Below are 19362 nucleotides of genomic sequence, written 5' to 3' on the forward strand. Positions count from 1 at the left end.
CGCCCTGCCGCCCGAGGCAGCGGCACGCGTGCGTTGCGCCGCGCGCATCAGGAGCAGCGACACATCGACGGCCGCCGCGCCCATGATCATACCCAGCGCGATCAGGAACGTGATCTTGCGATAGGGGTCACCCGGCGCCAGCCAGCCGATGGAGACGAAGTACGGCGTCAACGCCCAGCTTGCAAGCCCGCCGACCAGCGCCGCGATGCCAATGCGGGCGCCAACGATCATGCCCGCGCCAAACGTGGAAGCCGACAGGTCGATCGCGCCAAGCCATGCCACGCGTGTGGCACCGATGCTCGCCAGCACGCCAAGCCCGGTGCCGCCCGCCAGACGGGCAACCGAGCGCCGCAGCAGCACGGGATCGGTCAGCGCGCGCAGGATGTTGGCCACCGCGAGCCCGGACGGGAACGTGAGCTGCATCCGGTCCACCAGCAGCGGGGTATAAAGCATTCCCACGCCCACCCCATACATGCCGATGCAGAGCATGTAGCCGATCAACTGCCACATCGGCGGCGGCGCCATGCCCATCCAGCCCATCGCCTGGATCACGACGGCCATGCCGCTCATGCCGGCCACGGACGCAGCGGCGGTCTGGATGTAGTTCGCGCCGTGACGCCCGGATGCGCCGTAGCCCGCCGTCACGGCCGACCCGAGAATGCCGGCCAATACCTGTCCACCCACGAAGAACCCGAGCGAGAAGTTCATGTACGCCGCGGCGATACCACCGAGCGGCCCCAGGATCAGCATCCCGGCCGCGCCGAGCAGCAGGTGGTACTGCCAGCTATCGGGGGCGGGCAGCCAGGTTGGGGATTCTCGGGTGAGGGTAGTGGGCATTGGGTGATTGCGAGCGGCTGCGGGAGGATGCCGGACATTTCCAGCATCCTCGACCGCCAAAGCGTACCCATTTCTGCGCACGCCAAATGCCCGAAGCGTACCCGTTTCTGCGAGCGTGGGCGAGGGCCGGCAGCCATCGCTCATCAGGCATAGAATGGCGCTTCGGCCGCTGAAGCCGACATCCAGAAACAGTCTCTCCCTCGCCTTGCCGTTACGTCCTGAAGTCATGAAGCCCGCTCTGCTCATCCTCAACCATCTCGAACCTGCCCACCTCGCCCTCATCGCCGAACACTACGACGTTCGCTATGCGCCGACTGCTGCCGAACGCGCTACCGAGGTCGCTACCCATGGCAAGACCTTCCGCGCGGTGCTGACCATCGGCAGCATTGGCTTGACCGCGGAAGAAATCGACGCGATGCCCGCGCTGGAGCTGGTCTGCGCGATGGGTGCCGGCTACGAGAACATCGACACCGCCAAATGCCGCGAGCGCGGCATCGCCGTCGGCAACGGCGCCGGCACCAATGACAGTTGCGTGGCAGACCATGCGATGGCGTTGCTGCTGGCGTCGGTACGCCGCGTGCCCGCGTACGATCGCGCCACGCGCGAAGGCATCTGGCGCAATGCGCTGCCGCTGGCCCCGAATTTGTCAGGCAAGCGGATGGGCATCGTCGGGCTGGGCACGATCGGCCGACGGATCGCGCAACGCGGTCTCGGGTTCGATCTGGAGATCGGCTATCACAACCGCCGCGCGCGCACGGACGTGCCGCATCGCTACTTCGACAGCGTGATGTCCCTGGCCGAATGGGCCGACTACCTGATCATCGCCACGCCGGGCGGCACCGAGACGCGGCATATGGTCGGCACGCCCGTGCTGCGCGCGCTGGGCCCGGCGGGCTATCTGGTGAATATCGCGCGTGGCAGCGTGGTAGACACGGTGGCGCTGGCGGCCGCGCTGCGGGCAGGCGAACTAGGCGGCGCGGGGCTCGATGTCTACGAGAGCGAGCCGGCACCGCCCGTCGAGCTGTTCGATTGCCCCAACGTCGTGCTGACGCCGCATGTGGCCGGCTGGTCGCCCGAAGCAATCTTCGCTTCGGTCAGCCAGTTCGTCGAGAATGCGCGGCGGCATTTCGCCGGCGAGCCGCTGGTGGCGCCGGTACTCTGATCAGCCGATCAGATCAGGCGATCACAGGAAACACCACCCGCACACGCAGCCCAGGCGCCGCATCTTCCAGAAAGACGCGCGCGCCGTGCGACTGCGCGATCTCGGCCACGATGGCCAGACCCAGCCCGCTTCCGCCGGTGGGCGCATCTGGGACGCGATAGAAGCGATCGAACACGCGCTCGCGCTCGGCGGCGGAAATACCCGGGCCGTTGTCGATCACGGCCAGTTCCACGCCCGCCGCGGCCTCGCTCACCCGCACATCGATGCGCCCGCCACGCGGAATGTATTGCAGCGCGTTGTCGACCAGATTGGTCAGCAGGATGCGTAAGGCATCGGCATCGCCACGCACGGTGGCCTGGCTCCCGGCCTTGTCATCCAGACCGAGGTCGATATCGCGATTGATGGCGGCCTGGGACATATCCGCCACCACGCCGACGGCCAGTTCACGCAGGTCGATCGGTTCATGTGGCGGCGGCACGGCGCCTGGCTCCTGCCGCGCCAGCGTGAGCAACTGCGCCACGAGGTGGGTCAACCGCTCAAGCCCCTGCCGTAGCTGGCCCACGGCCTCCTGCCTGGCCTCGGCACTTTCGGCCCGTTCGACGAGTTGAGCCTGCAACTGCAGCGCGGCCAACGGCGTGCGCAACGCATGAGCGGCATCGGCCACGAACGCGCGTTGCGTGTCGATGGCATGCGCCAGCCGCCCCAGCAACTGATTCAAGGCATCGGATAACGGCGCGATCTCCTCGGGCATATTGCGCACGGACAGAGGCGCGAGCGTGTTGGCATCGCGCGCGCTCACCTCGCTGGCAATCTCGCGCAGCGGCCGCAGGCCACGCCCCACCGCCAGCCACACCAGCCAGCCAAGCAGCGGCAACAGCAGCAGCAGCGGCGCCACCGTGCGCAGCGCCATATGCGCGGCCAGCGTGCGACGCGCGCTCATCGGCTGGGCGATCTGCACAACCGCCGGCCCGAGCTGCACGCTGTAGATGCGCCACTCGCCAGAGTTGGTCTGCGCATTCGAGAAACCCAGCTCCGCCTGCGGCGGCAATGCCGGATGCGAGTGCGACAGATAAAGGCTGCGCCCCGAGCCATCCCAAATATGGATCACGACGTCCTCGTCGGCGTGCAGCAGGTCGGCGCCCGTCGGGCTGCCGGAATCGAACGGCGGCGCCACCGGCGCGGAAAACTGGCTCGGCAACGCGGCCGCCAGTTGCTTCATCTGGTAGTCGAACAGCGCGTTGGCTTCCTGCCGCGCCTGCCCATAGATCAGCGCGGTGGCCACGGCGATCCCCACGGCAAGCCCCGCCGCAAGCCACCAAAGCAGCGTACGTTGAATCGAGCGCATCAATGCATGGCTCCCTCGGGACCGCCCTTGGTGTCTTGTTCCGCGCCGCTTTCGGCGGGGATCACATAGCCCACCCCGCGGATATTGCGAATCAGCGCCGCGCCGAACTTGCGGCGCAGCGCATGGATATAGACCTCCACCGTATTGCTGCCGACTTCGTCATCCCAGCCATACAACCGCTCCTGAAGCTGCGGCACCGACCACACCTTGCCGGGTCGAGCCATCAGCGCCGACAGCAGTGCGAATTCACGCGCCGACAGCCGGACGGACGCGCCGGCCTGGGTGGCTTCGCGGGTGGCGGGGTTGAGCATGATGTCGCCGTAGCGGAGCACCGGTTCCGCGCGCCCCTCGGCACGGCGCACCAGTGCGTGCATACGGGCCGCCAGTTCCTGCAGATCGAACGGCTTGATCAGGTAGTCGTCGGCGCCAGCGTTGAGTCCGGCCACGCGGTCGGCCACCGCGTCGCGCGCGGTCAGGATCAGCACCGGCGTGCGCACGTTGCGGGCCCGTAGCGTCTTCAGGACGTCGAGCCCAGGGCGGCGCGGCAAACCCAGGTCTAGTAGCACCACGTCGTAGCCACCGTCGGCCCGGGGCCCGTGCTGGTCCGATGCGGCATCGAGCCCGGCATCGCCATCGCGCACCCAGTCGACCGTAAAACCCTCCTGGCGCAGCGCCACCTTCACGCTTTCGCCGATCATGGCGTCATCTTCTACCAGCAATACACGCATCGTCTTTCAGGATTGAGAGGTCTCGGCGCGGCGCGCGTCGGCTTCGAGCCGGTCCGCCAGCGCGCGAGCCAGGCCCGGCAGCGCCGGATATTCTGCCGTGATCACGTACACCGGCACGTCGGCAAGGAAACTGCCCATGCGGCCCTTGGCGACAAAGCGCTCCGCGAACGTCGACGCCCGCAGGGCATCGACAAAGCGTGGAACGATACCACCGCCGATATAGACGCCACCACGTGCGCCGAGCACCAGCGCGACATCGGCGGCAACCGAGCCGAGCATCCCGCAGAACGCCTCGAAAGCGCGGCGGCATATCGGGTCGCCCGCGCGCATCGCGCCGTCCGTCACCTGCGCCGGGGCCAGCGGCACCTCCAGAGGCGTACCCATTTCTGCGGACAGCGCAGCATGAATATGCGAGAGACCCATACCCGACAGCAGCCGCTCCGCCGACACGCGTCCAAACTGATCGTGGGCGGCGCGCCAGGCGATCCACTCGTCGTCGGTGACCGGCATGATCTCGATGTGTCCGCCCTCGCCCGCCAGCGCCACCGCGCCACCCGGCGCGGGAATCAGGCCGGATACGCCAAGGCCGGTACCGGGCCCGATCAAGGCCCGGGGCGCCGTGGCCACCGCCGTGCCGTCGCGTACCTGTACAAGACTGGCGTCGGGCAGATACGGCAGCGCCAGCGCCAGCGAGGTGAAGTCGTTGATGGCCACCAGCGTGTCGAGATCGAGCGCGCGGCGCATGGCCTCGATCGAGAACGCCCAGTTGTGGTTGGTCAGCTTGACCTGGTCACCAGTGACCGGATTGGCCAAGCCGATGGCCGCGTGACGCGGCCGGGCCGCGCCGGTATGCGTGAGCATGTAGAGCCGCATCGCGGCTTCGAGCGAGGCGTGCTCGGCCACCTTGTATGCGGTGATCTCGCCGATCCGCATCGGCGCTGTCTCCATGGCAAAGCGCACGTTAGTGCCGCCCACGTCGGCAAGAATCCGGGGATAGGACATCGCGCGATCCGTCATGGGCTTAAACCCGGAAGACATCAACGCCGTGGCGGTGCCGTGCCAGCACGACGCTGACCGGCAACGAGGGCGTCGGCATCTTCAGCGCCTGCTCCAGCACGGCAGCCTTCTTCTCGCCGCTGATCGCCAGGAACATGCGGTCCGCCGCCAGCAACGCGGCCAGGTTCAGCGTGATGCGCGCATGGGGCGCGACCGACGGATGGGTAACGATGTAGCCCGGAGTCGGTTCGGACAGGGCGGTCTGAAGCTCAGGTGCATCCGGAAACAGCGAGGCCGTGTGACCATCTTCGCCCATGCCCAGCACTACCACATCCGGTTGCAGGAAGGCCTGATTCAGGCGCGCCACCGCGCTTTGCGGATGCGCGGCCTCGGCCTCGTCGCGGATCAACGGCACCCAGGCCGCCACGCCCGCGCCTTCGCGCAGCAAGTGGCTGCGCACCATGGCTCCGTTGCTGTCGGCGTCATCGGGCGGTACCGCGCGCTCGTCGACCAGCGTGACCGTCACGGCTTCCCAGCGAACGGGGCGGTAGCGCAGCCGCTCGAACATGGCTTGTGGCGACTTGCCGCCCGACACGGCCAGCACGGCCCAGCCTTTGGCCTTGATCGCGAGATCAAGCGCGTGACCGATCGAGATGGCCAGCGATTCAGCCTGGTCCATCAGCGTCGCATGTTCGAATTGGCGCATGGGCTGCTCCTTCTACTCCTTATGGTTCGCGTGTCGTGGTGAATCCGATGTTTCCGATGTTTCCGATGTTTCCGATCCTTCGGTGGCGCGTCAGGCCTCCTCGTGCCACAACGCGCCGTCGCGCGACATCAGGGCCGACGATGCCGCCGGTCCCCAGGTGCCCGCCGTGTACGGTTTGGGCGGCACGGTGCTCTGGTCCCACGTATCCAGAATCGGCTCGACCCAGCGCCACGCCTGCACCTGCTCGTCGCGTCGCACGAACAGGCCAAGCTTGCCGCGGATCACGTCGAGCAACAGCCGCTCGTATGCGCCCGCACGGCGCATCTTGAACGAGTTGGCGAAGTCGAGATCGAGCGAGGTCGGCGTCAGCTCCACGGTATCGCCCGGTTGCTTGACCAGGAAATACAAGCGGATGCTCTCTTCGGGCTGTAGCCGTATCACGAGCCGGTTCTGCGGCGACAGGGTCAGCGGCCTAGGAAAGATCGCATGGGGCACGTCGCGGAAATGGACCACGATCTCGGCCACGCGCGATTGCATCCGCTTGCCCGTGCGCAGGTAGAACGGCACCCCTTCCCAGCGCCAGTTGGCGATTTCGGCCTTGATGGCAACAAAGGTCTCGGTCGTGCTGTCGGCGGCGATACCCTGCTCGTCGACGTAGCTGACCACGGGCTTGCCGCCGACGGCGCCGGCGCGATACTGGCCGCGCACGGTCTTCTCGGCAACGTCCTGCGGCAGGATGGGCTTGAGCGCCTTGAGGATCTTGATCTTCTCGTCGCGGATCGCGTCTTCGGACAGGCTGGCCGGCGGTTCCATCGCCACCATGCACAGCAGTTGCACCAGGTGGTTCTGCACCATGTCTCGCAGCGCGCCGGTACGATCGTAGAAATCACCGCGTGTCTCCACGCCCAGTTCCTCGGCGATGGTGATCTGCACGTCCTGCACCCACTCGCGCCGCCACAGCGGCTCGAACAGCGCGTTGGCGAAGCGGATCGCCATCAGGTTCTGGACCGATTCCTTGCCCAGGTAATGGTCGATCCGGTAGATCTGTTCCTCGCCAAAATACCGCGACACGGCGTTGTTGATCGCCTCCGACGAGTCGAGATCATGGCCGAGCGGCTTCTCGAGCACCACGCGCACGTTGGGCGCATTGAGGCCGGTTCGCCCCAGTTGCTCGCAGATCGGCACGAAGATATGTGGCGCCGTGGCCAGATAGCACACGACCACTTCGGGCTTTCGGGCCAGCACCTGCTCGGCCAGCGCGTCGAAGTGCGCCGGCTGGCGCGCGTCGGCCTGCACGTAGCCGATACGATCCATGAACGAGGTCCACGCTTCGGGTGGCGCATGTTCGAGGCCAGGACGCACGCTTTCCTCGAGCATTGCCTTGTATTGCTCGGTGGTGTGCGGATGACTTCCGGTAGCGAGAATGCGCGAGGACGGGTGGAGACACCCCGTGCGGTGCGCGTCGAAAAGGGCTGGCAGCAGCTTGCGCCGCGCCAGGTCTCCGGTGCCGCCGAACAGCACCATGTCGAAATCGGGCAAGCTCACCCTGGGCTCCTTGCGGGGGATGGGGCGCCCCGGCAACTATTGAGTCCGCCGCGCGGCGCATTGGTTCCGGCCATGGTACGTCACTCGCCGCCGCTTGGGCAGGGGGAAGTGGCCACGAGCATGACCCGCGCCGCACATCGGACCCAAAGCGTACCCGTTTCTGCGTGGCCCGGATCACCGTGGCGGAACAACCGTGAGCCGCTTCAATCCCACATGCAGACGCCCTCGCAAACGGGCAGGTCGCCGATCCGGACGGCATTCCGATGATGCCCATGAATTTCGACTACGCTGATAGCGCCCTACAGGAGACTTCCATGCCCCGCCACCCCGTACTGGATGCGGTCACGGCCCGCATCGTGGCCCGCAGTGCCCCTACCCGCCAGGCCTACCTGGAGCGCACCCGCGCCATGGCGGGCCAGAAGGTCGAACGCGCCAACCTGTCGTGCACCAATCTCGCACACGGCGTGGCGGCGATGCCCGATGATGCGAAGATCCGGCTCAAGGCGCAGGAGCGGCCGAATCTCGCGATCGTGTCGGCCTACAACGAGATGCTGTCCGCACACCAGCCGCTGAACGCCTTTCCGCAGTGGATCAAGGAAGCCGCTCTGGACGCCGGCGGTACCGCGCAGTTCGCCGGTGGCACGCCGGCCATGTGCGATGGAGTCACGCAGGGCCAGGACGGCATGGACCTGTCGCTGTTCTCGCGTGACGTGATCGCGATGGCCACCGCGGTCGCGCTATCGCACCAGATGTTCGACGGCGTGCTCTGCCTCGGCGTGTGCGACAAGATCGTGCCAGGCCTGGTGATGGGCGCGCTGTCGTTCGGACACCTGCCCGCCGTGTTCGTGCCGGGTGGCCCGATGACGACCGGCATGGGCAATGAGGAAAAGGCGCATATCCGCCAGCTCTACGCGGAAGGCAAGATCGGGCGCGAGGAACTGCTGGAAGCCGAGACACGGTCGTACCACGGCCCGGGCACCTGCACGTTCTACGGCACCGCCAATTCGAACCAGATGCTCATGGAGATCATGGGCCTCCATCTGCCTGGCACGGCCTTCATCAATCCGAACACGCCGCTCCGCGAGGCCCTGACCCGCGAATCCGCGCGCCAGGCGCTGCGGCTCGTTCACGGCGGCACGCGCTACATGCCGATTGCCGAAGTCCTGGACGAACGCGCCTTTGTGAACGGTATCGTCGGGTTGCTGGCCACGGGTGGGTCCACCAACCACACGCTGCACCTGATCGCCATGGCCCGCGTGGCCGGCATTCTGCTGACCTGGGACGATTTCGACGAACTGTCCGCCGCTGTGCCCTTGCTGGCGCGTGTGTACCCGAACGGCAAGGCCGACGTGAACCAGTTCCAGGCGGCCGGCGGGTTGCCGGTGGTGATACGCGGGCTGCTGTCGCTGGGGCTGCTCCATGACGACGTCAATACGATCGCCGGCACCGGTCTGGCCGATTACACGCGCGAGCCGGTACTGCGAGATGGCAAGCTGAGCTGGATTGACGGCCCGGTGAAGTCCCTGGACGACACCATCGTGCGCACCGCCGACAGCCCGTTCGCGCCCGACGGCGGTATCAAGCTGCTCGATGGCAAGCTCGGCCGCTGCGTTATCAAGACATCGGCCGTCAAACCCGAGCATCAGGTCGTGGAAGCACCCGCCATCGTGTTCCATCGCCAGGACGATCTGCTGGCTGCCTTCAAGCGTGGCGAGCTGGAGCGTGACTTCGTGGCCGTGCTCCCGTGGCAAGGCCCATCGGCTTGCGGGATGCCCGAGCTGCACAAGCTCACGCCGACACTGACATTGCTGCAGGATCGCGGCTTCCACGTGGCGCTGGTGACGGATGGCCGCATGTCGGGCGCATCGGGCAAAGTACCGGCTGCCATCCACGTCTGCCCCGAAGCGCATGCGGGCGGAGAGATCGGCAAGGTCCGCACGGGCGATATCGTGCGCGTGGATGCCCCCGCAGGCGTGCTCACGGTCAGGGTCGACGAGGCAGAATGGGCGTCCCGCCCCATGGACACGCCCGATCTGACACGCAATCGGCATGGCGTGGGCCGCGACCTCTTCGGCGGCTTTCGCGCGCACGTGAGCACGGCCGAAGCCGGCGCGTGCTCGCTGTTCGCGGAAGAGCATTGAGGGAATTGGGGGGACGGCCGCCGGGGTGGCGGCCGCGAAAGCGTACCCGTTTCTGCGTACGGTTTTCGCGCGCTTCTTGCACGCGTTTTACGTGCGTGTGGGTTACGCCCGGGCGGCGTCGCCGCTCTCTGGCCTGCGTACTTCTTGCACGGGTACGGCCAGGCGGCAACCGGCATCCTCCAGCCGCTGTTGCAGCCGGCCGAAGAAGCCATACTGGACGTTCCAGAAGTCGCCGCTGTTCGTCCAGTAGCGCGCGTTCAGCGTGATGCCCCGGTCGGTGTAGCGGGTCACCATGACTTCGGGCTTCGGCTCGGGCAGCAGGCGCGACTCCTCGGTCATCATGGCCTTGAGCGCATCGAGGCCCGCCTGAATGTCGCTGTCGAACGTGACGATGGCCTCGATGTCCAGGCGGCGCGTCGGGTTCTCGCTGTAGTTGGTGATGGCGCTGCCCCAGATCTTGCCGTTCGGCACGCGCATGCACACGCCATCGGCCGTCGTCAGCTCGGTCATGAAGAGGCCGGTTTCGCGCACCGTGCCCGCCACGCCCTGCGCGTCGATGTACTGCCCGACGCGGAACGGTCGCAGCAGCACCAGCATGATGCCGGCCGCGATGTTCTGCAGCGTGCCCTGCAACGCCAGCCCGATCGCCAGGCCGGCGGCACCCAGCATCGCGATGATGCTGGCGGTCTGCACGCCAAACTGCGACAGCACCAGCACGATGGTCAGGATCCGGATGATCCATTGCGCCACCGCGGTCAGCATCGGCCTCAGGGTGTCGTCGATGTACGTGCGCTGCAGCGCCCGCGTCAACGCCCGGCTGACGCGGCTGGACAACCACCACCCGGTAACCAGAATCGCCAGCGCGGCCAGCAGGTTCAGCCCCTGGCTAACCGCGAATTGCGCGAGATAGGTCCAGGTGGCCTCGACTTTGGCGGGATCAATGAATTTCAGGTCCATCCGTCGGCTCCTTCCTTTCAGGGCAAAGCTCGTAGACACCCGTCGGACCGAGACGTTCCGGATCGGTCTTCAGCAAAAGCGTACCCATTTCTGCGTGACGCAGTGCAGCGAAACGGTCTAAATGTGCGCCTTACGATGCCCGAGAGGCCGAAATAGACGGTAGTGCGCCCATTCCAGACGCACGCGCTTGTCCCGGCGTCACCCCATAGGCGGCGCGGAACCTGTTATTGAAATGGCTGGCGGAGGCAAAGCCAGCCTGGTCGGCTACCTGTTGTAACGAGAGCCGCCGGTCGCCCAGCAGCCCGCACGCCCGTGACAGCCGCGCGCGCATGATCCAGACATGCGCGGGCATTCCGAATGAAATTCGGAACATGCGGGCGAAGTGGTACTCGGACAGATCCGCCAGCGCGGCCAAGTCTCCGAGCGTGGGATTGGCGGCCGGATGGGCGTGAACCCACTCCGTTACACGCCGACGCGCAGCCACGGAAAGACCGCCGCGCCAGTCGACCGAAGGCTGGCGGGTGCCGTGCGACAGCAGCATCCGCGTCACTGCTTCGTGCGCCATCGCATTGGCGGCCATGCGCATGTCGGGCGCTTCCCAGTCGAGCGCAACCATGTGGCGGGTCAGCGCCACCAGCGCATCGTCTTCGGCAAACAGGCGGTCCTGCAACTGCAGCGCGCGTGGCTCCATGTCCAGCACACGCACGCAGTGCCAGGCCAGATGCTCGGGCTGGAAGTAGAGATGCATGAAGCGCTGCGTGCCGCCGACGTGCCAGCGAGACTCATGGTCGGCAGGCAGCAGGCACAGGCGGTCGGGCGCGCCCTTGCGGTCGGGTGCGTCGCGCCGGTACGTCGAGAAGCCGCCCTCGAGATAGACCGACATCGTGTGATGGCCGGGCCGCGCATACGCGGTGTCGTCCATCCGGTTGCGCCAGAGCGCGAGGCCAAACCCGTCACCCAGCGCGCAGGCACGCTCCAGCGACGCACGCGATTGCGTGAGCGCGGAGAACACCGCGTTGTCATGGAGGGGTGTGGAGGGGACGGACATCGTGCGACTATAGCGCGATCACCGGCGCGCAGAAACGGGTACGCTTTTCTGCCGGCGAGCGGCCATGCCGCTCAGCTTGCCTTGGCCGGATGATGGTCGTGCAGGCGATCACGCTCAGTGAGGTTCGGGAACAGGCGCATCCACGCCACCACCACGATCAGCGTGCCGACACCACCCAGCAGGACCGCGCCAACCGGCCCGAGCAGCGCGGCGGTCACCCCGGATTCGAATTCGCCAAGCTGGTTGGAAGCGCCGATGAACACCGAATTCACCGCGCCCACGCGTCCGCGCATGTCATCGGGGGTGTCGAGCTGTACCAGCGTCTGGCGCACCACGACGCTGATCATGTCTGACGCACCGAGCACCACGAGGGCCGCCATCGACAGCGGCAGCCATTTGGAGACGCCGAACACCATCGTCGCCAGACCAAAGATCGCCACGGCCGTGAACATCACGCGTCCGACGCGACGGTTGAGCGGGTTGCGGGCCAGCCAGAGCGCGGTGGTCAACGCACCGATCGCGGGCGCCGAGCGCAGCAGGCCAAGACCCCACGGACCGGTATGCAGGATGTCGCGCGCGTAGATCGGTAGCAGCGCCGTGGCGCCGCCGAGCAGTACCGCGAACAGGTCCAGCGACACCGCGCCCAGCAGCACCTGATGGCTTCGGATATAGGCGAACCCGGCGAACAGCGTCTTGAGGCTGGCCTGCGCGGTCATCCGCTGCGCGGCCTGCCGGAGCTTCAGCGTGGTGACCAGGATCGCGGCAACCGCGAACAGCGCGGCGCTGATCGAATAGACCACGCCGGGCCCCGCTACGTAGGCAAAGCCGCCCAGCGCCGGCCCGATGATGATCGCGGTCTGCCCCGCCGAACTCGACAACGCCACCGCGCGTGGCAACTGGCGTGACGTCACCACGCTGGGCAGCAACGCCTGGAGCGTGGGGGTTTCAAAGGCGCGGCAGCCGCCGATCGCGGCAACGAACAGGAAGATGTGCTCGCTCGTGACCCAGCCCGAGAAACTCGCCGCGGCCATCGATGCCGCGATCAGTGCTTCCAGCACCTGACAGGTACGCACCACGATGCGGCGATCGAACCGGTCGGCCACATGACCCGACATCAGCAGCAGGACGATCGACGGCAGGAACTGCACCAGCCCGACCATGCCGAGCATGAACGGATCGCGCGTCAGGTCATACATCTGCCAGCCGACAGCGACAGTGAAGATTTGATAGGCGATGGTGGTGCAAAGCCGGGCGAACCAGAAATGCCGGAAAGCAGGATCACGAAAGACAGTTTGCGGCTCGTCGGCCGCTTGCGCGGAGGCGGTGGACATGGGGTGTATCGGCACTCGAAGGAGTGCTTCGGAGATGCTTCAGCAGCACATTGAGGGTGCTGCGAGGCGGGAAGCGCACGAATGCGTGCACTTGGACACAAAGGTGGTGATTCTAAACGAGGCGGTCGGGAAGTGCTGGCGCTTTCATGTATCAAAGTTGATGCATTGATGTAGTGCCTTCGGGCGGGAACTTGAGAAAGCACAAAGTAAATGCGAACCATTCGCATTTATACTCGGCCAGCCTTGTGCCTTATGGCTCGCTTTTTGCCGCGCCAATGTCGCACCGGGCACATGTCAATGCTTCCCGGATATCCATTGTGCTGCCAGCATTCCGCCTTGCCTTCTGCGCGACCGGCGTCGCGCTTCTCACCCTCCCCCTCTCCTCCCGATCCCAAACCCCACCAGCCGCGAGCGCGGGCAACGAAGCCACACTCAAGACCGTGACCGTGGTGGGCAACTGGCTCGAGGCCCCTAATGAGGAAAAGGTCCTCGAGCACCCCGGCGCCCGGACCATCATCGACCGGGAAGCCATCGCCGAGACAGGGGCCAACAATGTGCGCGACGTGCTGCGTCAGGTGCCGGGTGTCCAGGTACGGGACAACAACGGCACAGGCGGCAGCGATATCTCGTTGAACGTGGGCGTGCGCGGGCTGACGTCACGGCTCTCCCCCCGTTCGACGATCCTGATGGATGGCGTGCCGGTGGCCGTGGCGCCCTACGGGCAGCCGCAACTGTCCATGGCGCCGCTGTCCCTGGGCAATCTGGAAGCGGTGGACGTGGTCCGTGGCGCGGGTTCGGTGCGATACGGTCCGCAGAACGTCGGCGGCATCATCAGCTTCGTGACACGGGCGATCCCCAAGACCTTCGCGGCCGATGCGTCGATCTCCACCGACATCTACAGCCATGGCAGCAACATCAAGGCCAACCCCACAGCCTTTATCGGCGGCACCAATGACAATGGCCTCGGTGGCGCCCTGCTCTACTCGGGTGTGCACGGCAGCGGCTATCGCGAGAGCAATGACAACGTCGATATCGACGACCTGATGCTCAAGGGCGCCTACCGGATCTCCAAGACCGACGAACTCTCGGCTGCGTTCCACTACTACGACGCACACGCCGGTATACCGGGCGGCCTGACACCGCAACAGTTCGCGGACGACCCCTTCCTGTCCACACGTCCGTACGACAGTTTCTCGGGCCGGCGCTCCGATTACTCCTTCAAGTACGCGCACAACGACAACAGCCGCAAGTTCGAAGTGCTGATGTACTACACCAGCAGCTTCCGCGGGAGCACGCTGGAACAACCTCGCAGAAACACCACGCCACAGAGGCTCCGCCTCACCACCTCGCCACGGAACTACCATGTGTTCGCCATCGAGCCCCGCTACTCGCAGTTGTTCCGTACCGGGCGCGTCAGCAACGAGATCAGCGTCGGCTACCGTTACCTGCGCGAGGGCAGCGAGGAAAAAGCCACGCGTACCGCCTTCTACGCCCCGGGCAGCGTCTATGCGCCGGATCTGTCGGCGCCCGTGTATCAGTGGCGCACGGGCGGCACTACGGCCAATGCGTTCTACGTCGACGATACGATCAATGCCGGCAACTGGACCATCACGCCGGGCCTGCGCTACGAATTCATCCGCACGAACCTGACTGACCAGTTCACTGGCGTCAGGCAGGACGTATCGGCCGACGAACCGCTGCCATCGCTGTCCGTGCTCTACCACCTCAGCGACAAATGGACGGCGTTTGCCAACGCGGGCGTATCGTTCGGCCCGCTTCAGTACTTCCAGATCGCGTCGACCACAAACGGTCTGAAGCCCGAGAAAGCGAAGACCTATGAAATCGGGACGCACTTCGATGGCATCAACGGCTGGGGCGGGGAGCTAACGCTATTCAATATCAACTTCGATGACGAACTGCAGCTTCAGGGGGGCCGCGGCGGCGCGCTCGATGCGTGGACGAACCTCGGCGCCACCACCCATCGCGGCTTCGAATCGGGCCTGCGCTTCGACTTCGGATCGCTGACGAAGACGCTGGCCGGCCTGACCGCCTTTGCCACCTACACGTTCACGGACGCCACCTACCAGCAAGGCGCATTCGCTGGACGCGATCTCCCCTTCTATTCGCGCCATGTGGCCACGCTGGGAATGCGATACGTGCGCAACCGCTGGGCTTTCAATGTGGACGGCTTCGCGCAGTCGAAACAACGCTCACCAGGCAATCCGGCGCAATCGACCGTGTATCAAACCCAGGAATCGGCAGACGGCGCACTCGGCGACATCCCCGGCTATGCGCTGATGAACGTGCGCGTGGGCTACGACTTCGGCAAGACCGCGCAGAACCTGAAGCTGGCGCTTGGCATCAAGAACATCTTCGATCGCCGCTATTACACGCGCTCCAACGACAACAACCTGGGCATGTACGTGGGTATGCCCCGCACGGTCTACTTGCAGGCGTCACTGGCGTACTGACGGTTCCCGAGCACCAGATTGGCAACGCAGGCGGTTAGCGCGACAAACCATGTCGAGCGACATCGGGGGCAAGCCGGGCCGCCTGCGATTTTATGTGTATCAACATTGATCCAATCACGATACATCTTCGACAACATTCGCCGTTGGCAGTGTAATTGCAAATCATTCCCATTTGAAACTTAAAGGCCTTATGACGCAGTGCGCGCGTTTCGCGACGCGCTGCGCACCATCAGGCCCTTGCATTTACCTACCTCGGATGTTCACTGTGCTGCCAGCTTTTCGCCTGACCCTTTGCGCCACCGGCGTCGCCCTGCTCGCCCTTCCTCTCGCCTCCCGCTCCCAGACCGCCCCGGCCGCCACCCCGGCCAAAGAGACCACGCTCAACACCGTGACTGTGGTGGGCAACTGGCTCGAGGCCCCCAGCGAGGAAAAGGTGCTGGAGCATCCCGGTGCACGGACCATCGTCGACCGGAAGGCCATTGTCGAGACGGGCGCCAATAACGTGCGCGACGTGCTGAAACGCGTGCCCGGCGTGCAAGTGCAGGACAACAATGGCACGGGCGGCAGCGATATCTCGCTGAACGTGGGCGTGCGCGGGCTGACCTCGCGGCTCTCCCCACGTTCGACGATCCTGATGGATGGCGTGCCTGTGGCCGCGGCGCCTTATGGACAGCCGCAACTGTCAATGGCTCCTACGTCGCTGGGCAACCTCGCGGCAGTCGACGTGGTGCGTGGCGCGGGTTCAGTGCGATACGGGCCGCAGAACGTGGGCGGCATCATCAACTTCGTGACGCGCCCGATCCCGCAGATCTTCGCGGCAGACGCGTCGATCTCCACTGACATCTACAGCCACGGTGGCAATGCCAAGGCCAACCCCACCGCCTTCATCGGCGGCACCAACGACAACGGCCTCGGTGGCGCCCTGCTCTACTCGGGCGTGCATGGCAATGGCTACCGCGAGAGCAATGACAACGTCGATATCGACGACCTGATGCTCAAGGGCGCCTACCGGATCTCCAAGACCGATGAGCTCTCGGCCGCCTTCCACTACTACGAAGCGCACGCCGGAATGCCGGGAGGCCTCACGCCGGAGCAATTCGCGGCCAACCCGTTCCAGTCCACGCGCCCGTATGACGATTTCACGGGCCGCCGTACGGACTTCTCGCTCAAGTACGCGCACAACGACAACAACCGCAAGTTCGAAGTCCTGACGTACTACACCGACAGCTTCCGCGGCAGCACACTCGAGCGGCAAAACGGCGGCCGGACGCTGCTGACCAAATCGCCGCGCGGCTATCACGTGTTCGCGATCGAGCCGCGCTACTCGCAGCTGTTTCGCACCGGCAGCGTCAGCAACGAGGTTAGCGTCGGCTATCGCTTTCTGCGCGAGGCCAGTTCCGAACGGACAACACGCACGGCCTTCTACACGCCGGGCAGCGTGTACGCGCCCAACCTGCCTGGCAACCTGTACCAGTCCAGCGACGGCAGCACCACTGCCAACGCGATCTACATCGACGACACCATCAACTGGGGCAAGTGGACGATCACACCGGGCCTGCGCTACGAGTTCATCCGCTCGAACATCACGGACAACATGATCGGCAAGCGAACCGACAACTCGGCGAACGAGCCGCTGCCGTCGGTCTCGATGATGTACCACGTCACCGACAACTGGACCGCCTTCGCCAATGCGGGCGTTTCGTTCGGGCCCGTCCAGTACTCGCAGATCAACCGCACCACTAACGGTCTGACGCCCGAGAAGGCGAAGACCTATGAAATCGGCACGCACTTTCATGATGTGAACGGCTGGGGCGGTGAGCTGACGCTGTTCAACATCAACTTCGATGACGAACTGCAGCTGCGTGCCGGCCGGAACGGCCTGCAGGATGCATGGACGAACCTTGGTGCGACGAAGCACCGCGGTATCGAATCTGCGCTGCGCTTCGACTTCGGCTCGCTGACGAAGACGCTGGCCGGCCTGACCGCCTACGCCACGTACACGTTCACGGATGCCACCTACCAGCAAGGCGCGTTCGCTGGCCGCGACCTGCCCTTCTATTCGCGCCACCTGGCTACGCTGGGGATGCGCTACGCGCGTGACCGGTGGTCCATCAACGTCGATGGCTACGCGCAGTCGAAGCAACACTCGCCAGGCGACCCGGCCAAGAAAAACCCTGTGTACCAGACGCAGCAATCGGCGAATGGCTCGCTTGGCGACATTCCCGGTTATGCGCTGCTGAACATGCGCATGGGCTACGATTTCGGCAAGGCCGCGCAGAACCTGAAGCTGGCAGTCGGCATCAAGAACCTGTTCGATCGCCGCTACTTCACGCGTTCCGTCGACAACAACGGCGGCATGTACGTTGGCATGCCACGCACGTTCTATATCCAGGCATCGCTGGCGTACTGACGGGTCACGCCGCACGCACCAACGGAAACGGCCCGCATCTGCGGGCCGTTTCCGTTGTCGAACTACGCTGGGGATCAGGCGATCTCGCGCGTTTCCAGGAACCGGATGTTCGGGAAGCGCTCCTGCGTCAAGCGCAGGTTGACCATGCTCGGGGCAAGGTAGACATGGTCACCCGCACCGTCGAGCGCGACATTGTGCCCGGCCTTGTCGATCAGCTTCTCGATTTCGGCCGGATCGCCCTTCAGCCAGCGTGCCGTGGCGCATTCGTGCGATTCAAAGATCGCGTCCACACCGTACTCGTGCTCCAGGCGGTGCGCCACCACATCGAACTGCAGCATGCCGACCGCACCCAACACCAGATCGTTCGAAGCCAGCGGACGGAACATCTGCGTCGCGCCTTCTTCGGCAAGCTGCTGCAAACCCTTCTGCAGCTGCTTGACCTTGAGCGGGTTGTTCAGTCGCGCGCGGCGGAAGAACTCGGGCGCGAACGACGGGATGCCCGTGAAACGCAGCGGCTCGCCTTCCGTGAACACGTCGCCGAGACGGATCGTGCCGTGGTTCGGCACGCCGATGATGTCGCCCGCGAAGGCTTCCTCAGTCGTGTTACGGTCCTGCGCCATGAAGGTGATGGCGTTGTTGATCGCGACAGTCTTGCCCTGCGACACGTGCAGCAGCTTCATGCCGCGATCGAAACGGCCCGAGCAGACGCGCACGAACGCAATGCGGTCGCGGTGACGCGGGTCCATGTTCGCCTGGATCTTGAACACGAAGCCGGTGAACTTGGCCTCCTCGGGCTCCACGGTGCGGCTTTCGGTCTGGCGCGCCAGCGGCGGGGGCGACAGCTCGCACAGCGCGTCGAGCAGCGACTGCACGCCGAAGTTGTTAATGGCCGAGCCGAAGTAGACCGGCGACTGCTTGCCGGCCAGGAACGCTTCCTTGTCGAACGTGTGCGACGCGCCGCGCACCAGTTCCACCTCGATGCGAAGCTCCTCGGCCTGCGAGCCCAGGATGCGGTCGAGTTCCGGGTTGTCGATGCCGTCGATGATTGCCGCCGTGCCCTTCTCTCCCTTCGGGTCGAACAGCTGCACCTTGTCGTCGATCAGGTGATACACGCCACGGAACGCCTTGCCCATGCCGATCGGCCAGGTCATCGGCGCGCACTGAATCTGGAGCACGTCCTCGATTTCATCGAGCAGTTCGATCGGCGAGCGGCCTTCTCGGTCCAGCTTGTTGATGAACGTGAGGATCGGCGTGGCGCGCAAACGGCAGACGTTGAGCAACTTGATCGTCTGCGCTTCCACGCCGTTGACCGAGTCGATCACCATCACGGCCGAATCCACGGCGGTCAGCGTGCGGTACGTGTCTTCGGAGAAGTCCTCGTGGCCCGGGGTGTCGAGCAGGTTCACGATGTTCTCGGGCAACTCCGGACGCGCCTGATACGGGAACTGCATCACCGACGACGTCACCGAGATGCCTCGCTGCTTTTCCAGTTCCATCCAGTCCGAGGTGGCGTGGCGATCGGCCTTGCGCGCGCGCACCTCGCCGGCCACCTGAATTGCGCCGCCGAACCAGAGCAGCTTCTCGGTCAGTGTGGTCTTACCCGCGTCCGGGTGGGAGATGATGGCAAATGTGCGCCGACGCGCAATTTCGGAAACGAGCGAACTCACGGCTGGGGGAACCTGGCA

14 protein-coding genes are annotated in these 19362 nt (G+C 65.3%); 4 read left to right on the forward strand and 10 right to left on the reverse strand.

Going from position 1 to position 19362, the window contains the following annotated elements; genetic code table 11:
• Positions 1-837, reverse strand: an 837-nt coding sequence (locus D769_RS14870) for an OPT/YSL family transporter (RefSeq protein WP_040011066.1), incomplete at its 3' end; no start/stop codon positions are given.
• Positions 838-1063: 226 nt separating this feature from the next.
• Between D769_RS14870 and D769_RS14875 the strand changes: the two genes are divergently transcribed.
• The gene (locus D769_RS14875; RefSeq protein WP_008646334.1) at positions 1064-1999 is read left to right on the forward strand and encodes a 2-hydroxyacid dehydrogenase; all 936 of its coding nucleotides are present in this window, start codon (positions 1064-1066) and stop codon (positions 1997-1999) included.
• Between the two features lie 13 nt (positions 2000-2012).
• Here D769_RS14875 and D769_RS14880 read toward each other — a convergent pair whose 3' ends face one another.
• From D769_RS14880 to zwf, 5 genes are all read right to left on the reverse strand, one after another.
• Complete coding sequence (locus D769_RS14880) at positions 2013-3344, reverse strand: ATP-binding protein (RefSeq protein WP_008646336.1); 1332 nt, start codon at positions 3342-3344, stop codon at positions 2013-2015.
• A complete protein-coding gene (locus tag D769_RS14885; RefSeq protein ID WP_008646337.1) occupies positions 3344-4072 on the reverse strand; it encodes a response regulator transcription factor in 729 nt (242 codons plus the stop codon). Before D769_RS14885 ends, D769_RS14880 begins: the two co-directional genes overlap by 1 nt.
• A gap of 6 nt (positions 4073-4078) precedes the next feature.
• Positions 4079-5089: a glucokinase gene (locus D769_RS14890; protein ID WP_008646338.1), complete on the reverse strand. Its 1011-nt coding sequence runs from the start codon at positions 5087-5089 to the stop codon at positions 4079-4081.
• A gap of 4 nt (positions 5090-5093) precedes the next feature.
• Complete coding sequence (gene pgl, locus D769_RS14895; RefSeq protein WP_008646341.1) at positions 5094-5774, reverse strand: 6-phosphogluconolactonase; 681 nt, start codon at positions 5772-5774, stop codon at positions 5094-5096.
• 90 nt (positions 5775-5864) lie between these two features.
• Positions 5865-7313 (reverse strand): glucose-6-phosphate dehydrogenase, encoded by a 1449-nt coding sequence (zwf, locus tag D769_RS14900; RefSeq protein ID WP_024570298.1) that lies wholly within the window; start codon positions 7311-7313, stop codon positions 5865-5867.
• Between the two features lie 320 nt (positions 7314-7633).
• On the opposite strand from zwf, the gene edd reads away from it, so the two are divergent.
• Positions 7634-9460, forward strand: coding sequence for a phosphogluconate dehydratase (edd, locus tag D769_RS14905; protein WP_008646344.1), 1827 nt, complete (start codon positions 7634-7636; stop codon positions 9458-9460).
• A gap of 102 nt (positions 9461-9562) precedes the next feature.
• On the opposite strand, the gene D769_RS14910 is transcribed toward edd, so the two are convergent.
• The 3 genes from D769_RS14910 to D769_RS14920 form a co-directional block, all read right to left on the reverse strand.
• The gene (locus D769_RS14910) at positions 9563-10417 is read right to left on the reverse strand and encodes a mechanosensitive ion channel domain-containing protein (RefSeq protein WP_008646345.1); all 855 of its coding nucleotides are present in this window, start codon (positions 10415-10417) and stop codon (positions 9563-9565) included.
• A gap of 130 nt (positions 10418-10547) precedes the next feature.
• On the reverse strand, positions 10548-11465 hold the full coding sequence (locus tag D769_RS14915) for an AraC family transcriptional regulator (RefSeq protein WP_008646347.1): 918 nt from the start codon (positions 11463-11465) through the stop codon (positions 10548-10550).
• 71 nt (positions 11466-11536) lie between these two features.
• Positions 11537-12796, reverse strand: coding sequence for an MFS transporter (locus D769_RS14920; RefSeq protein ID WP_008646349.1), 1260 nt, complete (start codon positions 12794-12796; stop codon positions 11537-11539).
• Between the two features lie 275 nt (positions 12797-13071).
• Between D769_RS14920 and D769_RS14925 the strand changes: the two genes are divergently transcribed.
• Positions 13072-15267, forward strand: a complete 2196-nt coding sequence (locus D769_RS14925) for a TonB-dependent siderophore receptor (protein WP_052018097.1) — start codon at positions 13072-13074, stop codon at positions 15265-15267.
• A gap of 256 nt (positions 15268-15523) precedes the next feature.
• Positions 15524-17677 (forward strand): TonB-dependent siderophore receptor, encoded by a 2154-nt coding sequence (locus D769_RS14930; protein ID WP_008646352.1) that lies wholly within the window; start codon positions 15524-15526, stop codon positions 17675-17677.
• Positions 17678-17751: 74 nt separating this feature from the next.
• On the opposite strand, the gene D769_RS14935 is transcribed toward D769_RS14930, so the two are convergent.
• Positions 17752-19344, reverse strand: a complete 1593-nt coding sequence (locus D769_RS14935; RefSeq protein WP_008646353.1) for a peptide chain release factor 3 — start codon at positions 19342-19344, stop codon at positions 17752-17754.
• Positions 19345-19362: the final 18 nt, after the last annotated feature.

Source organism: Cupriavidus sp. HMR-1 (genome assembly GCF_000319775.1).
Lineage (GTDB): Bacteria > Pseudomonadota > Gammaproteobacteria > Burkholderiales > Burkholderiaceae > Cupriavidus > Cupriavidus metallidurans.